The sequence below is a fragment of the Acinetobacter sp. GW821-FHT01C12 genome (assembly GCF_059422625.1).
On the sequence record NZ_JBWKXD010000009.1, the window covers coordinates 113,569 to 129,773 of the forward strand.

Annotated in this window: 14 protein-coding genes and 1 pseudogene; 4 read left to right on the top strand and 11 right to left on the bottom strand. The window is 39.8% G+C overall.

Features of this window, described 5'->3' with window-relative positions; all coding sequences use genetic code 11:
* Nucleotides 1-3 precede the first annotated feature (3 nt).
* The 4 genes and pseudogenes from urtB to AC07WY_RS17350 form a co-directional block, all read right to left on the bottom strand.
* Nucleotides 4-1,518, bottom strand: a pseudogene (urtB, locus tag AC07WY_RS17335) (urea ABC transporter permease subunit UrtB); the annotation flags it as partial.
* A gap of 227 nt (nucleotides 1,519-1,745) precedes the next feature.
* Complete coding sequence (gene urtA, locus AC07WY_RS17340) at nucleotides 1,746-3,035, bottom strand: urea ABC transporter substrate-binding protein (protein WP_034611328.1); 1,290 nt, start codon at nucleotides 3,033-3,035, stop codon at nucleotides 1,746-1,748.
* A 577-nt stretch (nucleotides 3,036-3,612) separates the two neighbouring features.
* Nucleotides 3,613-5,493 (bottom strand): DNA topoisomerase IV subunit B, encoded by a 1,881-nt coding sequence (parE, locus tag AC07WY_RS17345; RefSeq protein WP_096732563.1) that lies wholly within the window; start codon nucleotides 5,491-5,493, stop codon nucleotides 3,613-3,615.
* A gap of 16 nt (nucleotides 5,494-5,509) precedes the next feature.
* Nucleotides 5,510-6,094 (bottom strand): YqiA/YcfP family alpha/beta fold hydrolase, encoded by a 585-nt coding sequence (locus AC07WY_RS17350; RefSeq protein WP_151957493.1) that lies wholly within the window; start codon nucleotides 6,092-6,094, stop codon nucleotides 5,510-5,512.
* 243 nt (nucleotides 6,095-6,337) lie between these two features.
* Here AC07WY_RS17350 and AC07WY_RS17355 point away from each other — a divergent pair, with 243 nt between their 5' ends.
* A complete protein-coding gene (locus AC07WY_RS17355) occupies nucleotides 6,338-7,669 on the top strand; it encodes a PGAP1-like alpha/beta domain-containing protein (protein WP_004818342.1) in 1,332 nt (443 codons plus the stop codon).
* A 36-nt stretch (nucleotides 7,670-7,705) separates the two neighbouring features.
* Here the strand turns inward: AC07WY_RS17355 and AC07WY_RS17360 are convergent, their stop codons facing one another.
* The 3 genes from AC07WY_RS17360 to gshA form a co-directional block, all read right to left on the bottom strand.
* Complete coding sequence (locus tag AC07WY_RS17360; RefSeq protein ID WP_419335720.1) at nucleotides 7,706-8,221, bottom strand: hypothetical protein; 516 nt, start codon at nucleotides 8,219-8,221, stop codon at nucleotides 7,706-7,708.
* 76 nt (nucleotides 8,222-8,297) lie between these two features.
* Nucleotides 8,298-8,792 carry a disulfide bond formation protein B gene (locus tag AC07WY_RS17365; RefSeq protein ID WP_004818338.1) on the bottom strand — a complete coding sequence of 165 codons (495 nt, stop codon included), beginning with the start codon at nucleotides 8,790-8,792 and terminating at the stop codon, nucleotides 8,298-8,300.
* 28 nt (nucleotides 8,793-8,820) lie between these two features.
* Nucleotides 8,821-10,398, bottom strand: coding sequence for a glutamate--cysteine ligase (gshA, locus tag AC07WY_RS17370; RefSeq protein WP_262084805.1), 1,578 nt, complete (start codon nucleotides 10,396-10,398; stop codon nucleotides 8,821-8,823).
* Nucleotides 10,399-10,608: 210 nt separating this feature from the next.
* On the opposite strand from gshA, the gene AC07WY_RS17375 reads away from it, so the two are divergent.
* A complete protein-coding gene (locus tag AC07WY_RS17375; RefSeq protein ID WP_004718682.1) occupies nucleotides 10,609-11,148 on the top strand; it encodes a DUF924 family protein in 540 nt (179 codons plus the stop codon).
* 99 nt (nucleotides 11,149-11,247) lie between these two features.
* On the opposite strand, the gene AC07WY_RS17380 is transcribed toward AC07WY_RS17375, so the two are convergent.
* Together AC07WY_RS17380 and AC07WY_RS17385 are read right to left on the bottom strand one after the other, a co-directional pair.
* On the bottom strand, nucleotides 11,248-11,496 hold the full coding sequence (locus AC07WY_RS17380; protein ID WP_262084804.1) for a dihydrofolate reductase family protein: 249 nt from the start codon (nucleotides 11,494-11,496) through the stop codon (nucleotides 11,248-11,250).
* 49 nt (nucleotides 11,497-11,545) lie between these two features.
* Nucleotides 11,546-11,776, bottom strand: a complete 231-nt coding sequence (locus tag AC07WY_RS17385) for a dihydrofolate reductase family protein (protein ID WP_494736817.1) — start codon at nucleotides 11,774-11,776, stop codon at nucleotides 11,546-11,548.
* A 239-nt stretch (nucleotides 11,777-12,015) separates the two neighbouring features.
* Here AC07WY_RS17385 and AC07WY_RS17390 point away from each other — a divergent pair, with 239 nt between their 5' ends.
* Nucleotides 12,016-12,582 (top strand): CC0125/CC1285 family lipoprotein, encoded by a 567-nt coding sequence (locus AC07WY_RS17390; protein WP_004718687.1) that lies wholly within the window; start codon nucleotides 12,016-12,018, stop codon nucleotides 12,580-12,582.
* A 28-nt stretch (nucleotides 12,583-12,610) separates the two neighbouring features.
* Nucleotides 12,611-13,930, top strand: coding sequence for a DUF445 domain-containing protein (locus AC07WY_RS17395; RefSeq protein WP_004718689.1), 1,320 nt, complete (start codon nucleotides 12,611-12,613; stop codon nucleotides 13,928-13,930).
* Between the two features lie 68 nt (nucleotides 13,931-13,998).
* Here the strand turns inward: AC07WY_RS17395 and AC07WY_RS17400 are convergent, their stop codons facing one another.
* Together AC07WY_RS17400 and AC07WY_RS17405 are read right to left on the bottom strand one after the other, a co-directional pair.
* Nucleotides 13,999-14,757 carry an SIMPL domain-containing protein gene (locus AC07WY_RS17400; protein ID WP_494736818.1) on the bottom strand — a complete coding sequence of 253 codons (759 nt, stop codon included), beginning with the start codon at nucleotides 14,755-14,757 and terminating at the stop codon, nucleotides 13,999-14,001.
* Nucleotides 14,758-15,095: 338 nt separating this feature from the next.
* The gene (locus AC07WY_RS17405; RefSeq protein ID WP_262084802.1) at nucleotides 15,096-16,037 is read right to left on the bottom strand and encodes an AraC family transcriptional regulator; all 942 of its coding nucleotides are present in this window, start codon (nucleotides 16,035-16,037) and stop codon (nucleotides 15,096-15,098) included.
* Nucleotides 16,038-16,205: the final 168 nt, after the last annotated feature.

Sequence of the window (16,205 nt, forward strand, 5' to 3'; positions counted from 1 at the left end):
GGCTTACTCCACAAAACGACCTTTGATAGCGAATAAACCTTGTGGGCGTTTTTGAATAAACAGAATCACAAGAACCAAGAGAATAATTTTGGCGAGCACTGCGCCCATACCAATTTCGAGAATTGTTCCACTTACACCTAAACCTAATGCGGCAAGCACAGCGCCCCAAACCTGACCAACGCCACCCACAACCACCACAAGGAAAGCATCAATAATATAATTTTGCCCTAGGTCAGGTCCGACATTGCCGACTTGTGCCAAGGCACAGCCTGCCAGCCCTGCAAGTCCTGAACCCAGTCCAAAGGCCATCATATCGATCCGTGCAGAGCGAATACCGACAGCACGTGCCATCTGACGGTTTTGCGTGACTGCACGGACGAATAGACCAAATCGGGTTTTATTGAGCAGGTAAACCAGTAAAAGTAATACAGCGATGGTGAAGACGATGATCGCGATACGGTTATACGGCAGCATCAAACTAGGTGTAAGCGAAATCCCGCCTGACAGCCATGAAATATTTGATACTTCCACATTCTGCGCACCAAAAATCATCCGGACCAATTGCATCAAAATAAGGCTGACACCAAAGGTCGCCAACAGAGTTTCTAACTGACGGCCATACAATGGGCGAATCACAGTTCGTTCTATCAACATGCCAATCAAAGCACTGACTAGAAATGCTGCTGGAATTGCTGCAATCAGGTACCAATCCACATAAGCACTCAAATGGGTTTTAAAGAAACTTTGCACCACATAAGTGGTATAAGCACCGATCATGATCAACTCGCCATGCGCCATATTGATCACACCGAGTAAGCCATAAGTAATCGCCAGTCCTAATGCTGCGAGCAATAAAATACTTGCAGTACTGAGGCCTGAAAAAACATGTCCTGTCCATTCACTGGCTTGAATGCGGGTTTTAATACTACTTTGCGCACTGACCAATGCAGCCTTTAATTCTGGATTTAAATTTGGCTGTGTTAGCGCTTGTTCCATGATCGCCAAAACATCAGGACGACTAGAATCTTTTAGCGTTTTAACCGCCTGAATTTTGGTGAGCGTATCTGGACTATTAAAATCAATTCGTGCTTTTAACTGAGCTAAACGTGCCTTCACTTTATTATTTTTTTCATTGAGATAAAGTTGGTTAATGACCTTAATATCCAGTTCATCTAAATTATTTTCCAAAATATCAATCGCAGCCAATCGCTGTGATGCATCTGTGGACTGTAACTTGATCTTCGCCTGACCAAAGCTTAAGGCTTTGTGCAAGGTATTGACCAGCGTCACTTGATTTAAATCACTTGGCCAATCAGTAATTGCCTGTTCATCTGGATAACTGAACAGTTTATCGCCAGCTTTCATGATGTAGGTATTGCCCGAACTGTCGGTATAAAGCTCGTCGTTTTCGACATAGGCCACCAGCTTATCAAGCTCGTCTATACTTGCTGGCCATTGATTCAGCATCGCTCGACGCTTTGCAAAATCTGCACGTACAAATTTTTGAATGGCATCATCATGGCTTGCCGCTGGCTGAGCGGATGACGATTGCGCGATATGCACAGATTCAGCAAAAATCTGTTGAATAAGAAATAATTGAGAGATCGTAAAAAAAAGTGCTGCAAGTTTCAGTCTAAGTGACATGTGCAACTCCCCCTATTTTTGTTTAAATACAATGACCTTTAAAGTTGAGTCATCAGTTAAGCCCACTATGCATATAGCGGGCTTTTGGGGTCGTAAAGTCTTTATTTAGGAATGTACGGGCTCCATGGTTCCGCTTTGATCGGTTGAGGGCTCTTGTAAACCACATCAAATTGCCCATCACCACGAATTTGTCCAATCATCACAGGCTTATGTAAGTGATGATTAGTAGCATCCATACTTAAGGTATAGCCTGACGGTGCTTTAAAGCTTTGACCTGCCATCGCTTCACGGACTTTATCTACATCCGTTGTTCCCGCTTTTTCAACGGCTTGTTTCCACATATTGATGCCAACATAGGTGGCTTCCATTGGGTCATTGGTCACCAATTTACTGGCATTGGGTAGCTTATATTCCACTGCATATTGCTTCATCTTATTGACGAATTCGGTATTCACTGGATTCTTCACAGACATAAAGTAGTTCCAAGATGCCAAATGCCCGACCAATGGTTTGGTGTCGATCCCGCGTAATTCTTCTTCACCGACTGAAAAGGCCATCACAGGAATATCCGAAGCTTTTATGCCTTGGTTACCCAATTCACGATAGAACGGTACGTTAGAATCGCCATTGATGGTGGAAATAACCGCGGTCTTTTTACCAGCAGCAAATTTCTTAATATTGCCGACGATGGTTTGATAATTACTGTGCCCAAATGGTGTGTATTCTTCCATGATGTCTGCATCGGCAACGCCTTTAGACTTTAAGAATGCGCGTAAGATTTTGTTGGTGGTCCGCGGGTAAACATAGTCGGTACCTAATAGAACAAAACGTTGTGCCTTACCTCCCTCTTCACCCATTAAGTATTCAACAGCAGGAATCGCTTGTTGATTGGGTGCTGCGCCTGTATAGAAAATATTCTTAGACTGTTCTTGCCCTTCGTATTGCACTGGATAGAACAACAGACCATTGAGCTCCTCTACAACTGGTAACACTGATTTACGTGAAACTGAAGTCCAACAGCCAAAAATGACAGCGACTTTGTCCTGAGTAATCAACTGGCGGGCTTTTTCAGCAAATAATGGCCAGTCTGATGCAGGATCAACGACAACAGGCTCAAGCTTTTTCCCCATCACCCCACCTTTGGCATTAATTTCATTGATTGCCATCAGTGCCGTATCTTTGAGCGATGTTTCAGAGATTGCCATGGTTCCAGACAATGAATGCAAGATGCCCACTTTAATTGTGTCACCGCCTGTAGCAGTTGCCGATTTATTTTCTGCTGCGGGTTTCGCTTCTGTTTTATCTGCGGGTTTTGAGCAAGCTGTCAGCGCAATGCTCCCCATCATTGCCACAGCGAGAAGTGTTTTTGAAAACATTTTTTGTTGGAACATCATCTTTTTCTCTCCAAACCTTTTGGTGCATTTTTGAATGCGCGATTTTGCTTTTACCTGACAGGCTTAATTCAATTTTTATGCCAAGTGGAGAATTTGTGATTTTATCGTTGAATATTTTTCCTGATAAAAAATAATAAAATCAAAATATTAACTGCTATTATTTTTATATAAGTTGAAGATACATTGATAGGCATCAAATGCCTTTCAATCACTGAATATAGCCAGCACTTAGCAAGTGAAAATGCGAGATTAAAAGCCACACTGGTCAAATTAAGTGCGATTTTTTTTGTTTAAAATGAGCGATGAGAGTGCAAAAAATTTACCCAAAATTAAATTTTTAGGGCTTTTGGGATAAATTTTGCTTTACAGCACCAAACGATTTTTGACGGGATAATCCAATCCCTGAGATGTATGGCGTAGAGGCAAAAGAATAGGAGAAAAAATAGAAAGATAATGCAGAAATTATTTGTACGACGAAGAATGTAATTCTGTTTGCATCAATGCGATGTTTCAGAGGTATCAAAAAAAATGATGCTCTGAGGCATCATTTTTTAAATATGCATAAGTTCAGCAATCAAACACTCAAATCAGCTAAATTACCTTTTTGCTCTAACCAGTCTTTACGATCACCTGACCTTTTTTTAGCAAGTAATTTGTCCAGTAAGCCTGTTGTGTGATGCGTGTCGTCCAAATCCAACTGCACCAAACGGCGCGTATTTGGATCTAAGGTGGTTTCACGCAATTGACTGGCGTTCATTTCACCCAAACCTTTAAATCGCGTAATTTGCGGGTTTTTAGATTTAACTCTCTTTAAGATAGCTTCTAACTCTTCGTTATCAAGCGCGTAATAAACATCTTTGGCATCATCGATACGGAACAATGGTGGCATTGCAACATATAGGTGCCCAGCATCGACCATTGCAGGGAAATGCTTGACGAAGAGTGCACAAAGCAAGGTCGCGATATGTAAACCATCTGAATCGGCATCGGCAAGAATACAAATTTTGCCATAACGTAATTCGGAAAGATCATCACTGCCCGGATCTACGCCAATCGCAATCGCAATATTATGCACTTCTTGAGAGGCCAACACCTCGTCAGAAGACACTTCCCAAGTATTTAAAATTTTCCCACGAATTGGCATGATCGCTTGGAAGTTTTTATCGCGGGCTTGTTTTGCAGAACCACCGGCAGAATCACCTTCGACGATAAACAGTTCAGATTCTTCAAGGGTATGACCCACACAATCTGATAGTTTTCCGGGCAAGGTAGGACCCGCAACAATCTTTTTACGTTCAACTTTTTTTGCTGCTTTTAAACGGCGACCCGCTTTCGCAATCACAATCTCAGCCAATTGCATGGCCACTTCAGAGTTTTGATTTAGCCAGAGTGCAAAAGCATCTTTGGCAATATTTAAAACAATGTTAGATGCTTCTCGGCTTGAAAGACGTTCTTTGGTTTGTCCTGAGAATTGTGGCTCTTGGAATTTAAGCGACAGGATATAATTGACCCCGTCCCAAACATCTTCAGCAGATAATTTCAGATTACGTGGCAACAAGTTACGTAACTCACAAAACTCACGCATCGCATCGGTAACACCTGAGCGTAACCCGTTTACATGGGTTCCCCCTTGTGCCGTTGGGATCAAATTCACATAACTTTCCTGAATTTGTTCGCCACCCTCAGCATTCCAGCAAATTGCAAACTCAGCACTGGCGCGTTCAGCTTCACCCGTTGCAACAAAGGCAGGATCTGGAATGATTTCACGATCTTGTAATTCATCCATCAAATAGTCGACGAGACCATTTTCAAACTGCCATTCAATTTTTTCGTCATTAATCTGGTCAATATAATTAATTTGTAGACCAGCAGCCAATACAGCTTTGGCTTTGAGATTATGTTTTAACGCTTTTAAAGCAAATTTAGGAGAGTCAAAATATTTCGCTTCTGGCCAAAAATGTACTGTTGTCCCCGTAGCACGTTTTGGTGCTTTACCTTCCAAAATCTCTAAAGGCGCAACAGGTTCACCATGTTCAAACGCCATTTTATAAAGATTGCCGTGGCGTTGAACTTCAACTTCAACACGATCAGACAAGGCATTGACCACGGAAATCCCAACACCATGCAAACCGCCCGAAAACTGATAGTTATCGGTGCTAAATTTACCGCCTGCATGCAGTTTCGTCAGGATAATTTCAATCCCGCTTTGTCCGTATTCAGGGTGAATATCGACTGGCATACCACGGCCATTGTCTTCGACCGACAACGAACCATCTTTATATACCGTGACAGTAATTTTATTGGCATGTCCTGCAAGTGCCTCATCGACAGCATTATCAATTACTTCTTGCGCCAAATGGTTTGGACGAGTGGTATCGGTATACATACCTGGACGGCGACGTACAGGATCTAGACCAGATAATACTTCAAGTGATTGGGCCGTATATTGAGACACGTTGAGTTTTTTCCTTTTATTTTACGGAGTATGATAAAAATTCCAGAATCATGGGTATTTTATCTGCAAAATCTTCCATCGCATGATTACCATGCATTTCTGTCATGATCAATGATGTGTGTGGAGCTGCACTATAATACCGTTCAGCGTCACGATAATCTAAAACTTCATCACCTTGTTGCAATAAGACCAGTATTTTGTCTGCATCTTGTACAAATGGCACGGCAATCGCTTCCAAGTAGTCAAGTTGTAAACGATCTAAAGTCCATTGTTCATTGATCTTATAGGGAATCTGTTCAATTCCAAATAAATTACTGAACAATTGCCATGGTCGCATAGCTGGATTAATTAAAACAGCAGGCACACCATATTTTGCGACCAATTGTGTCGCATAAAAGCCACCAAAGCTACTCCCCACCAGTGCAACATCAGGCAATTTTTCAATGAGCGCTGAAATTTGATCTAAAACCAGTTGCGGATGCTGGTTTAAATCAGGCAAATGCACACTATGCGATGAATAACATCGACAATAATCATCTAGTTGTTGCCCTTTTATTGATAAAGGACTACTTTTAAAACCATGTAAATAAATAATATTCATTGAAAATAGTTTGCTTTTTTACCACCAATGTTTTAGTTTTTAATGTGATTCAAATCACATTATTGTTTTAATTTGTATATGTCAGGATATTGTCCGACAAAAAACTAAAACTTAATCGCAATTATCGGTATTTTAAATAGCGTTCAGGATGAACAAGATAAGATGATTGCCTAGGGATTTATACATTGATCTACAGCAAAAATAAAGTCTTTGTTCCAGATCAATATGGATGAGGAAATAACAATGCCAAGCTTAACCCCTTTACACGAAACCTATTGTAAGTGGGATCGTTCGCCTCCAAGTCAGGCCGACGTATTAGAAGGTTTAGCGCAGTTAGTGAGTACGCCACTCAGTGGCATGGTTCAAGACTTCATCCAGTCGATTCAACGTGAAATGTTGCTGAGTATTTTTGGCTTAAGTAAACAAAAAGCCAAACGATTCCAATCCCGTCCAATTGTCGATAAATTCTATCAATTTGGTTATCACGCATTGCAAAATTATGGTAGCCACCTGATTGCCCCAATTTTACGTAAAACCATTGAACGTTTCCCAAATTTACATGATAAGCCATTGACCTCTCATATGACTTTTTTGGTCAGTGTTTTAAATGGGGTATTGGGTGATTATTTGTTGGCAACTCATAATCCGCTCGCACTGTCACCTGTGCTTTATGATCATTATGGTTCATTACAGCAAGGTGATTTGGCTGGCCGTGTGGTGATTTTCTCTCACGGTTTATGTATGAATTATCAAGACTGGACCAATCGTAACAATGGCGGTATTGGTGAGAAACTCTTGGCGCAACGTGATCACAACACCATGTTGTATTTTCACTACAATACTGGACGTAGAATTTCAGCCAATGGACGTTCATTGGCAAATCTTTTAGAAGATTTAATCAAACGTAACCCTCGCATTACCAGCATTGATTTAATTGGCCACAGTATGGGTGGCTTGGTTTCTCGCAGTGCGCTGTTCTATGGCAAACAAAACATGCATCAGTGGTTCCACATGGTTGAGAATCTGGTTTGTATTGGCTCCCCGCATCATGGTGCGTTATTAGAACGTTTCGGATTTGCCATGCAAGAGAAAGTGGGTAATTTCCCGATTGTTAAAATGATCAGTCATATCGTCAATATCCGCAGTAATGGCATCTTAGACTTGCGTTATGGAAGTGTTCGAGATGATGACTGGGAGCATAACAATGCCCGTATTGGCTTGATGGATGACAACCGCAAACCAGCTCCGCTACCATCGCATATCAATACCTTTTTAATTGCAGGTACCTTGGAATTTGAAAACCGCAAAAACCGCACCTTAAAAGTGATTGGCGACTATCTGGTCAGTGTTAAAAGTGCCTTAGGTGAACACCCAAACCCACGTTTTCAGTTGAAATTACCTGAATCGCATAAAGCTGTGTTTTATGGCTTAAACCATCTTGAGATTCAATATCATCCTTTAGTTTCGGAACAAATTGCCAAATGGTTTTATCCGCACCATGATGAATTGGCAGAAGAACAAATTCGCAAATATTTGATTAAATTAGAAAGTATGCAAGGGATTGTTGAGACCTAATTGTAAAAAAAGCTGATCTTCAATCAGCCTTTTTTGCTATTTCACTTCAATTTGATAAGACTTGTTCTGCTGAGGATCAACCATGTCACCATATTCATCAAAGTTTGATTTTTCTGCACATTGGGTATCGATCAATAAGCGTTGATTTTTTACAATAAAACCTTGTTTTAATTCACAAGTCCAAGCTTTATTATAAAATTTTTGGCTGAGCTTTTTGCCTGTTAAATCAAATTGCGTCACCTCAATCAACGACTGAGCAAGCGTTCTAGCAGGATGGCTCTGCGACACAGACAATACGTAGTATCTGCCACCATGTAATTGACAGTCTTCAATTCGACTTGAAAAATAATCTGGATTGACAATAAATTTTTTAAATGGCTGAGCACCCAATTTGATATAGGAAACATCGGCTGGAATGGTGTCGTCAAATTCAGATTTAAACTGACAAGACACATCTTTACTGACCACTTTGCTGGCTGGTTTTGCAGAGACTTGTGCTGTAGCCAAACAGACCAGTATGCCGATCCCGGCTAAATTTATTATATGTTTCATGATTTTGCTTGATTTATAAATAATTGAAGTTTATATGAAAAAGAGCCAGTTTAGACTGGCTCTTAATGTTTTTAAATTAGTACTTTCTAAACAACTGCCATAGACTGATCAATGCCAATACACTGAAAAACAGTAATGACCAAACAGGTAAAGATTGTCCTAAGAAAGTCCAATCGACCATGGCACATTCGCCAGAACCCTTAAGCACATTTTCAAACACAGCCTTTAAAGGTAAAGTGTTGACCCAATAGTCCAGACCTGGACCACAACTTGGAACCTGATCTTTAGGTAGGTTCTGTAGCCACACATGCCGAGCGGCAACACCAACTGACCAAGAAATCGCAGCTAAACCCAAAACGCTATAAATGCGTTTAAATACATTTGTTTTTGGGTTATGCAAAAAGGCAATCAATGAAATTAGCCCTAGACCAATCAATCCAATACGTTGAAATACGCATAGTGGACATGGCTCAAGCCCTTGTACATGCTCTAAATAGAGCGCAAATGACATACCAATCACACTTGCCAAAAATAAAAGACCACTTACGAAGCGATAACTACGCCATTGCATGGAACTTCCTCATTATCTAATTAATGCTTTATCTAAATTTACTCAGATAATCCTCGAAACTTATACTTGTATTTTGTTCAAGTTGCTGTTGTTCTGCGAGAGATGTTCGAGTAAGTCCCTCAAAATACGCTAAAGTTTCTGGACTTAATACATGTTGTTCGTAACTTTGGATATGTTGATTGGCCATATAGCCACCAAAATTCCATGTACCACCTTGCTCTACAGTATCGGCAATCACATGCGCTGATAGTGTTTCATCCACATCATCAATACGTGTTTGCATCACCGTCAATGCTTGACGATATAAATCTGTTGCATAGGATTGGTTGAGTAGATCTGCAAGTGGTTGCATGGCAGTGATATGCTGTTGAATCCACTCAAGTAATGGATATTCAACACCCGCTTCAATGATTTTCGCATTTGGCGCACGACCACGATTGACCACTTCAGCCTGATTTTGCTCAATAATATCTTGTTCTTCATCCCATAAATCTGGGCTTTCTTTAAGCAAGCAATACAATGCAACCACTTCCAAGAAGCCTGCTGTATCCTCATCGATACCAATCGCACTGTATGGATTTACATCTACCGCGCGTAATTCAACATAGCCAATCCCACGATTTGACAAGGCCTGAGATGGCGTTTCCCCTGCTTGTGGCACTTGTTTTGGACGGACTAAGCTGTAGTATTCATTTTCAATTTGTAAGACGTGATCATTAATTTGAATCGGCTGACCATTGGCATCGTTTAAACCTAAATGACTAAACTGCGCATAAGGTGAATTGACCGCTTTTTGTAATTCAGCCACATAACTTTCTAAATTGTTGTAATGAATACCCAATTGTTTTTGTGCGGAATTTTGATAACCAAAACGCCCCATGCGCAATGCTGTGGCATAAGGTAGAAATAATGTGCCTTTGATTAAAGGCAACAACTGATGTTCACGGCCTGTCATAAAACATTTACAGACTGAAGGGCTGGCACCTACCAAATACATCACGAGAGGAGTTAAACGAATAAAGTTACGGATCAACCCAAGATAACGATGACTGCGATAGTCTTGCAGGCTTAAGGCTTTAAGCGCTTCATTGCTTTCATGTTGTTGTAATTGTTCAAATAACGCATCTGGGAAAGACACATTATAGTGCACACCCGAAATCGTCTGCATACGGCGCCCATAACGAATGCCGAGACCATGACGATATAAGGTTTTGAATTGACCAATATTGGATGTGCCATATTGCGCCAAACGGATATTTTCTTCTTTGTCATCCAGCATACATGGCATGGACAAAGTCCATAGCTTTTCATCATTTTCTAAATGACGATGCACAACAGCATGTACATCGGTTAAAAAGCTTAACGCTTCAGGAATACTTTCTTTGGGAGGTGTAATAAACTCCATCAAAGCTTCTGAATAATCTGTGGTGATATGCGGATGTGTTAGGGCTGAGCCTAAAGACTGAGGATGATCAGCCTGTGATAAAAAGCCATTACTTTGCATACGCAGGCTTTCACGTTCGATGCCACGTAACATGCCTCTGAATAAGGTAGAATCCACCCAATTTGGTACTAAAGATTGGGAAATCGTTTCGGGTTGACTCATACTTACTCGCTTATCTTAAAGAATTTTTTAAAATAAAATGTTTTGATGCGCGCAGTATAACGTTATTTATCGATATACACGTATAAGCATCGTTGTTTTAAATGAATTATTCACTTTATTTCGGAAAAGTTTTTAACACAAACTACCTCTACAAGACATCTAAAATTTGTGATTTTATAGAAAAATTACCACTAAAGAATTGTAACTACTATGAATTATCAAGAAATTATCGATTTTTGGTTTAGTGAAGAAACTCAACCATTTTGGTTCGCAAAAAGTGACGCATTCGATCAAACTTTGCACCAGCGATTTGCACATACCTTGGATCAAGCCAAACATTGTGAGCTATGGACTTGGCGTGCCACAGCAGAAGGTCGCTTGGCTGAAATTATTGTTTTAGATCAATTCTCGCGTAATTTGTATCGAGATCATGCTGAATCTTTTGCACAAGATGCCTTGGCACTTGCGCTAGCACAGGAAGCAATTCAGCTGAATTTAGATCAACAATTAAGCCCCGAACAACGTTCATTCCTGTATATGCCATTTATGCATAGTGAATCAAAAATTATCCATATCCAAGCTTTGCAACTTTTTGAAGAGCTGGGCAATCCACTCAATTTAGATTTTGAGAAAAAGCATAAAGTGATTATTGATCGTTTTGGGCGTTATCCTCACCGTAATCAAATTTTAGGGCGAAGCTCAACGGCAGAAGAAATTGAATTTTTAAAACAGCCGAATAGTCATTTTTAATCCTAATCGTTTTTATCTAAACAGCTTATGCAGAAATATTTTGCATAAGCTGTTTGACCAGCACATCAAAGCATGCTGATCCATCAGAAACAACAAGCGTTAGAAAACATAGCTGTGTTTAATAATGGTATTTTCAATCATTTCTGCATGTATGGACTTTAACTGCTGTTCATGCGAGTCAAAACTTGGAAATAGCGGTATGCCCTTTCCAAGAAGAACAGGCATGATAAAAACCTCTAAGGTATTAAGCAGCTTCTGTTCAATAAAAGTATTCTGCAATTGTGTTCCACCGACAATCCAGACATTGCCGTTATAATTCTGTTTAAGGTGCTCAACAAGTTCATCCACAGCTAAGTTCCATCGCGAAAGCGAGGCATGAGTTAAAGCTAAATCAGGATTAAGAAGTGACGATAAATCCTTTCTGATTTGGATAAGGCCACGCCTCACCAAAAGAACAAATCACTTCATATGTTTTACGCCCCATAATCACAATATCGATATCTTGGATAAAGTCATCATATCCACAGTCAATACTTTGAAATGGCGCTAAAAACGCTACAGAACCATCTAGTGTTGCGATATAACCATCTGCGCTTGTTGCAATATAACCTTTAATTTGAATACTCATTTAACCCTCTCTCAACAGCCTTCACTCTCAACAGTCTTTATTTTTTATCATGGATTAAATACGCATAATACCGTGCTTATTGTTTAAATTTTACGTGAACAGTCATTTATCTTGTTGAGTATCATCCTGAATTAACAAAATTCTTCTTGAAATTCATTGTCAGTCCATCAATTTAGAACAATATACTGAGGATTATAAATTCATTAAATTCCATCCAAAAGAATGGAAAGGAGAGACACATGAACAAAGTACTCATTGGTCTAACTATTGCAGCGGCGCTCACCATAACAGGTTGTGCGACGACACCAAGCAAACCACGTACCTTTGACCAGCTTGGGCAATACACTACGGTTCCACTTAACGATCATAGCTATCGCATCAGCTTCCAAGGCAATAGCAATATGAGTTTTGGAACAGCTGAAGAAATTAACCTTGTTAAAGCCGCACAAACCACGCTTTTAAATGGGTTTACTTACTTCAAGGTTTTAGATGACCCAAGTAATCGCACTCAGCAACCGCCTCGTAAAGCGGTAGTTTACCCATCATCAAACTACTATCCATATGGCTGGGGCTATCGTCGTCATCCTGTGTTCTGGAATGACCCATTTTATGATATGCCACAAGTGGTGACCATTGACCCTGTGCAAATTTCCTATACGATAGAATGTTATAAAGATAAAAAATCATCACCGAATGATGCATTTGACGCTCGTCTGATTTTGCAATCTTTAGGACAAAAATATGGTGTTAGTCCGACAGGACAAGTACTGCAACCACAGCCTGATGCGGTAACATCAACGAAATAAAAATGCTGAAATCGATTTAGGAAAATGAATGAGCGGAATTGAACAAAGTGAAGTTCTCAATGAAATTCCAAACTTAGATCGAAGCAAACGCTTTGCGACCATCGCCTTGGTGGTGGCTGTTGTCGCATGGTTTGCTTTGATCATTTCCGCCAAACTGATGCCTGAATATGCTTGGTTTATTCATATTCTCATGCTGGGTGCTGAAGCTGGCGTGGTCGGTGGCTTAGCCGATTGGTATGCGATTACCGTATTGTTTCGTAATCCCTTTGGGAAAATTCCCATTCCTAAATTCCTCAAAGATCACACCGAAATCATTCCACGTAATAAAGCACGTATTGCGGAATCGATGGGTAAATTTGTCCAAGAGAATTTTCTCTCTCCACAAATTGTTGAACGTAGTTTAAAAAGTATTGATCTTAGTTTTGCTGTGGGTCAATGGCTGGCCAATCCTAAAAATAACGGTCAAGTGGTGGATGTGATTCAGCAAACGGTTCCGAAAATTTTCGAATTTGTCGGGCAGGATCAAATTGGACGCTTTATTCAAAACAACAGTGTGCAATGGGTTCGAAATACTCGAATGAACCAATTGGCAAGTGAAATGCTGCGTGCGGTTTTAGAAAATGATTTCCATCAAGATGTATTACAACGTGGACTGGATATTGCCCATGAATGGATGATGACCCATCCTGAAAAAACCCGTGAAATCACTCAAACCATGTTTAAAGAGCTTGGTGTTTCCCGCCTTGCCAAAGGTGCCAGCTGGATTGGGATTGATGTTGAGCAACGGACCATTGATTCAGTGATTGAAAAAGTGGAATCCATGCTTGCTGATCAGGAGCATCCTATTCGTCAAAAAATTGAAGAAGCTGCACATGAGCTTATGTTGCAATTGGCGGATAACAATAGTCATGCCAGCATAAGCTTAAATGAAACCAAGAATGCCCTTTTAGACAGCGAACCGGTACTCAACTTTATTACTGGTGCTGTGGTGATTTTATGTGATGCGGTTAAATCTGACTTGCTTAAAGCAGACTCGGGTATTGCCATGAATTTACGTATCGCCATTCAACAGCTGGGTGAAAACTTGATGCAAAATCAGTCAGTACGAGAATTGCTGAATGATCGAATCAGCGGAATTGCCATCAATTTAAGTGACCAATATAGTGAGAAAGTGATTAAGTTTATTAGTCAACGTATCCATGAATGGGACTCTACCGAAATGATCGCCAAGATTGAAAATGAGGTAGGCGGTGATTTACATATGATCCGTGTTAATGGTGTTGTGGTGGGTGCATTTATTGGTCTAAGTTTAGGTGTGATTCGTGCTGTGATTGATTTTGCGATTTAAGAATATAAAAAATGGGAGTCTAGCTCCCATTTTTTAACACTGCACTTTTTATCAATTTAAATGCTGTATCAATCAATCGCATAATTGATGGTCACGACAACCCGCGCAATTTTATTAATGGTGGCTTTATCATAAGCACCGCCATAATCGCTATCATCATCAGAACCACTTTCAGGTAAAATATAAAACGCACCCTGACTTGCAGAACGCATCGCACCGACTTTTACCCCACCGACTTTTGCAAACTCATTGGCACGACTATGCGCATTTTTAGTTGCATTGGCGATCAATGACATTTTTATTTCTTCTAGATTCGACACCAAATACTGCGGTTTTTGCTCGATGGAGATCCCCTTTTCATCTAATAAATACGCATCTTTTGCGGCTTTCTCAATCTTTTGAATATCACGACTATTTATCACTAGTGATTGCATCGCAGTATAGCCTCTAAACTCGCGGGTAAATTTCCCCTCGCCTTGATTCACTTCTTCATAATAGGGTTGAGAGCTTTTATTACCCAGTTTCATTTCTGTTGCCTTAAACCCGTGCTCAATAAAGAAATCTTGTAGTGCTTTTATTTCTTGATCTAACAATTGATAGGCGGCTGAAACACTGTCTGAAGCACGACTGGTTTGCAGATGAATCTCCCAGCGCGCTAGATCCGCTTGTATGGGTTTTTCAGCCAACCCTTTGACCACTATTGAATTTTTTTCACCATTAAACTGCTTAAGTGCATAGCTCATGACACTTGCTGAGATAATGAATCCTAAACTTAGAATGAGTGCAAAGACCCATAAAGTTTTATATGTGATTGATTTATTTTCCATTATTGTAGTATCGCTAAAATTATTATAAATAAGTTATAGTAAGGATCCTACAACAAGTCAACCCACTTTGCCCCTATAAACAATATTGCTTTATGGTTTGCATCGCCTATAAAGATTGATCACGCCTTATTAAAATCAGAATAATTCATCTAATCATCATATGAAATCTACATGATCTGATTCAGCGCTTAAAATCACTGCTAAAGTGCATTTAAGCCATCTAAAATTGCTCTGAAACGAATGAATAAAATTTCAGTTTGGATCTTGTAGGCTTAAAAATGAGAAATTTAGCAATCATCTTATCGGTAATTTTACTTCTCACTCTTTTGTAGTTCTATTTAGTTAATCTTTCGCATCATACTCGGCGATATACCATAATGTTTTCTAAACTCACGTGAGAATTTCGACATATCATCAAAACCACACTGATAGGCAATTTGATTAATCTTATGCGTATGTTCATTGGTCTGTATCAACATCTTCTTGGCTAATTGCAGACGGCTTTGCATTACATAACGGCCAAATGTGGTTTCATTCTGTTGAAAAAGTTTACTGATATATCGCGAACTAATACGAAGATCTTGAGCAATATCATGAATACTCAGCCCACTATTGTCTAAATGCTCCAGAATTAAATGCTTAATCTGCACGAGCATACTGTGGCTACTGGATCGAGGCGTTTTGTCTTTGATCTGATCGAGAACCACATAACGCAGTAAATCAAAAAATTTATGCAGTACCACCTGTTGAAGTTCAGTTGAAGCCTGCTCAGGAAACCAAAATAAATCATGTGCGTAATTTAGTAATAAAATTTTCAGTGGATGCCCCTCACCAAAAGCATGACCACACAACTGGTCAGGTCGCCCAAAATACTGTTGAAATTGTTCACGTGGGAACATGAGCACTAGTTGATTGAATTGTCCATTCAAATACAAATCATACGGCTGCTGGGTGTCATGAAAAATAAATTGTCCTTGGCTGAGACATTGTTCACGACCATGATACTGAACGCCCATTTGACCTTCTATCAGGAAGATAAATAAAATCTCATCATGATGACTATGTCTAATATTGGAAGCATGCCGTTCAACATGTTGACCATAGCCTTTGATTTCAACCAGTTGAATATTGCCTATATGTTTTGCAGACAAAGCACCAAAAAAGCCATCCTGTACAGAAACATTACAGGTCAATGGTACAAATACTTGACTAATCGCATCCTGCCAATAGTCACGTTGCAGCTTATTTTTGACACGCCTTGTGTCATAGTTAAACATCATTGTCTCTCTTATTCTTAGACGCTTATACAATAAAGCTAATCCGTTTAGCATAATTTGTAAACCTTCAACTCAGTGCCCCCTAACTTTGAGATCAAGCAAAATTTATCTCTTTTACATTTGAAATCATTATTTGGATTTTTAGTTCCGTATAGATCTATGTTTTGTTCC

Bases quoted from the DNA above. Each gene is read 5' to 3' on its own strand.
- AC07WY_RS17385 (WP_494736817.1), bottom strand. From the start codon at position 11,776: ATGAGTATTCAAATTAAAGGTTATATTGCAACAAGCGCAGATGGTTAT.
- AC07WY_RS17365 (WP_004818338.1), bottom strand. From the start codon at position 8,792: ATGCAATGGCGTAGTTATCGCTTCGTAAGTGGTCTTTTATTTTTGGCA.
- AC07WY_RS17355 (WP_004818342.1), top strand. From the start codon at position 6,338: ATGCCAAGCTTAACCCCTTTACACGAAACCTATTGTAAGTGGGATCGT.
- AC07WY_RS17375 (WP_004718682.1), top strand. From the start codon at position 10,609: ATGAATTATCAAGAAATTATCGATTTTTGGTTTAGTGAAGAAACTCAA.
- AC07WY_RS17360 (WP_419335720.1), bottom strand. From the start codon at position 8,221: ATGAAACATATAATAAATTTAGCCGGGATCGGCATACTGGTCTGTTTG.
- AC07WY_RS17400 (WP_494736818.1), bottom strand. From the start codon at position 14,757: ATGGAAAATAAATCAATCACATATAAAACTTTATGGGTCTTTGCACTC.
- AC07WY_RS17350 (WP_151957493.1), bottom strand. From the start codon at position 6,094: ATGAATATTATTTATTTACATGGTTTTAAAAGTAGTCCTTTATCAATA.
- AC07WY_RS17390 (WP_004718687.1), top strand. From the start codon at position 12,016: ATGAACAAAGTACTCATTGGTCTAACTATTGCAGCGGCGCTCACCATA.
- gshA (WP_262084805.1), bottom strand. From the start codon at position 10,398: ATGAGTCAACCCGAAACGATTTCCCAATCTTTAGTACCAAATTGGGTG.
- AC07WY_RS17405 (WP_262084802.1), bottom strand. From the start codon at position 16,037: ATGATGTTTAACTATGACACAAGGCGTGTCAAAAATAAGCTGCAACGT.
- urtA (WP_034611328.1), bottom strand. From the start codon at position 3,035: ATGTTCCAACAAAAAATGTTTTCAAAAACACTTCTCGCTGTGGCAATG.
- AC07WY_RS17395 (WP_004718689.1), top strand. From the start codon at position 12,611: ATGAGCGGAATTGAACAAAGTGAAGTTCTCAATGAAATTCCAAACTTA.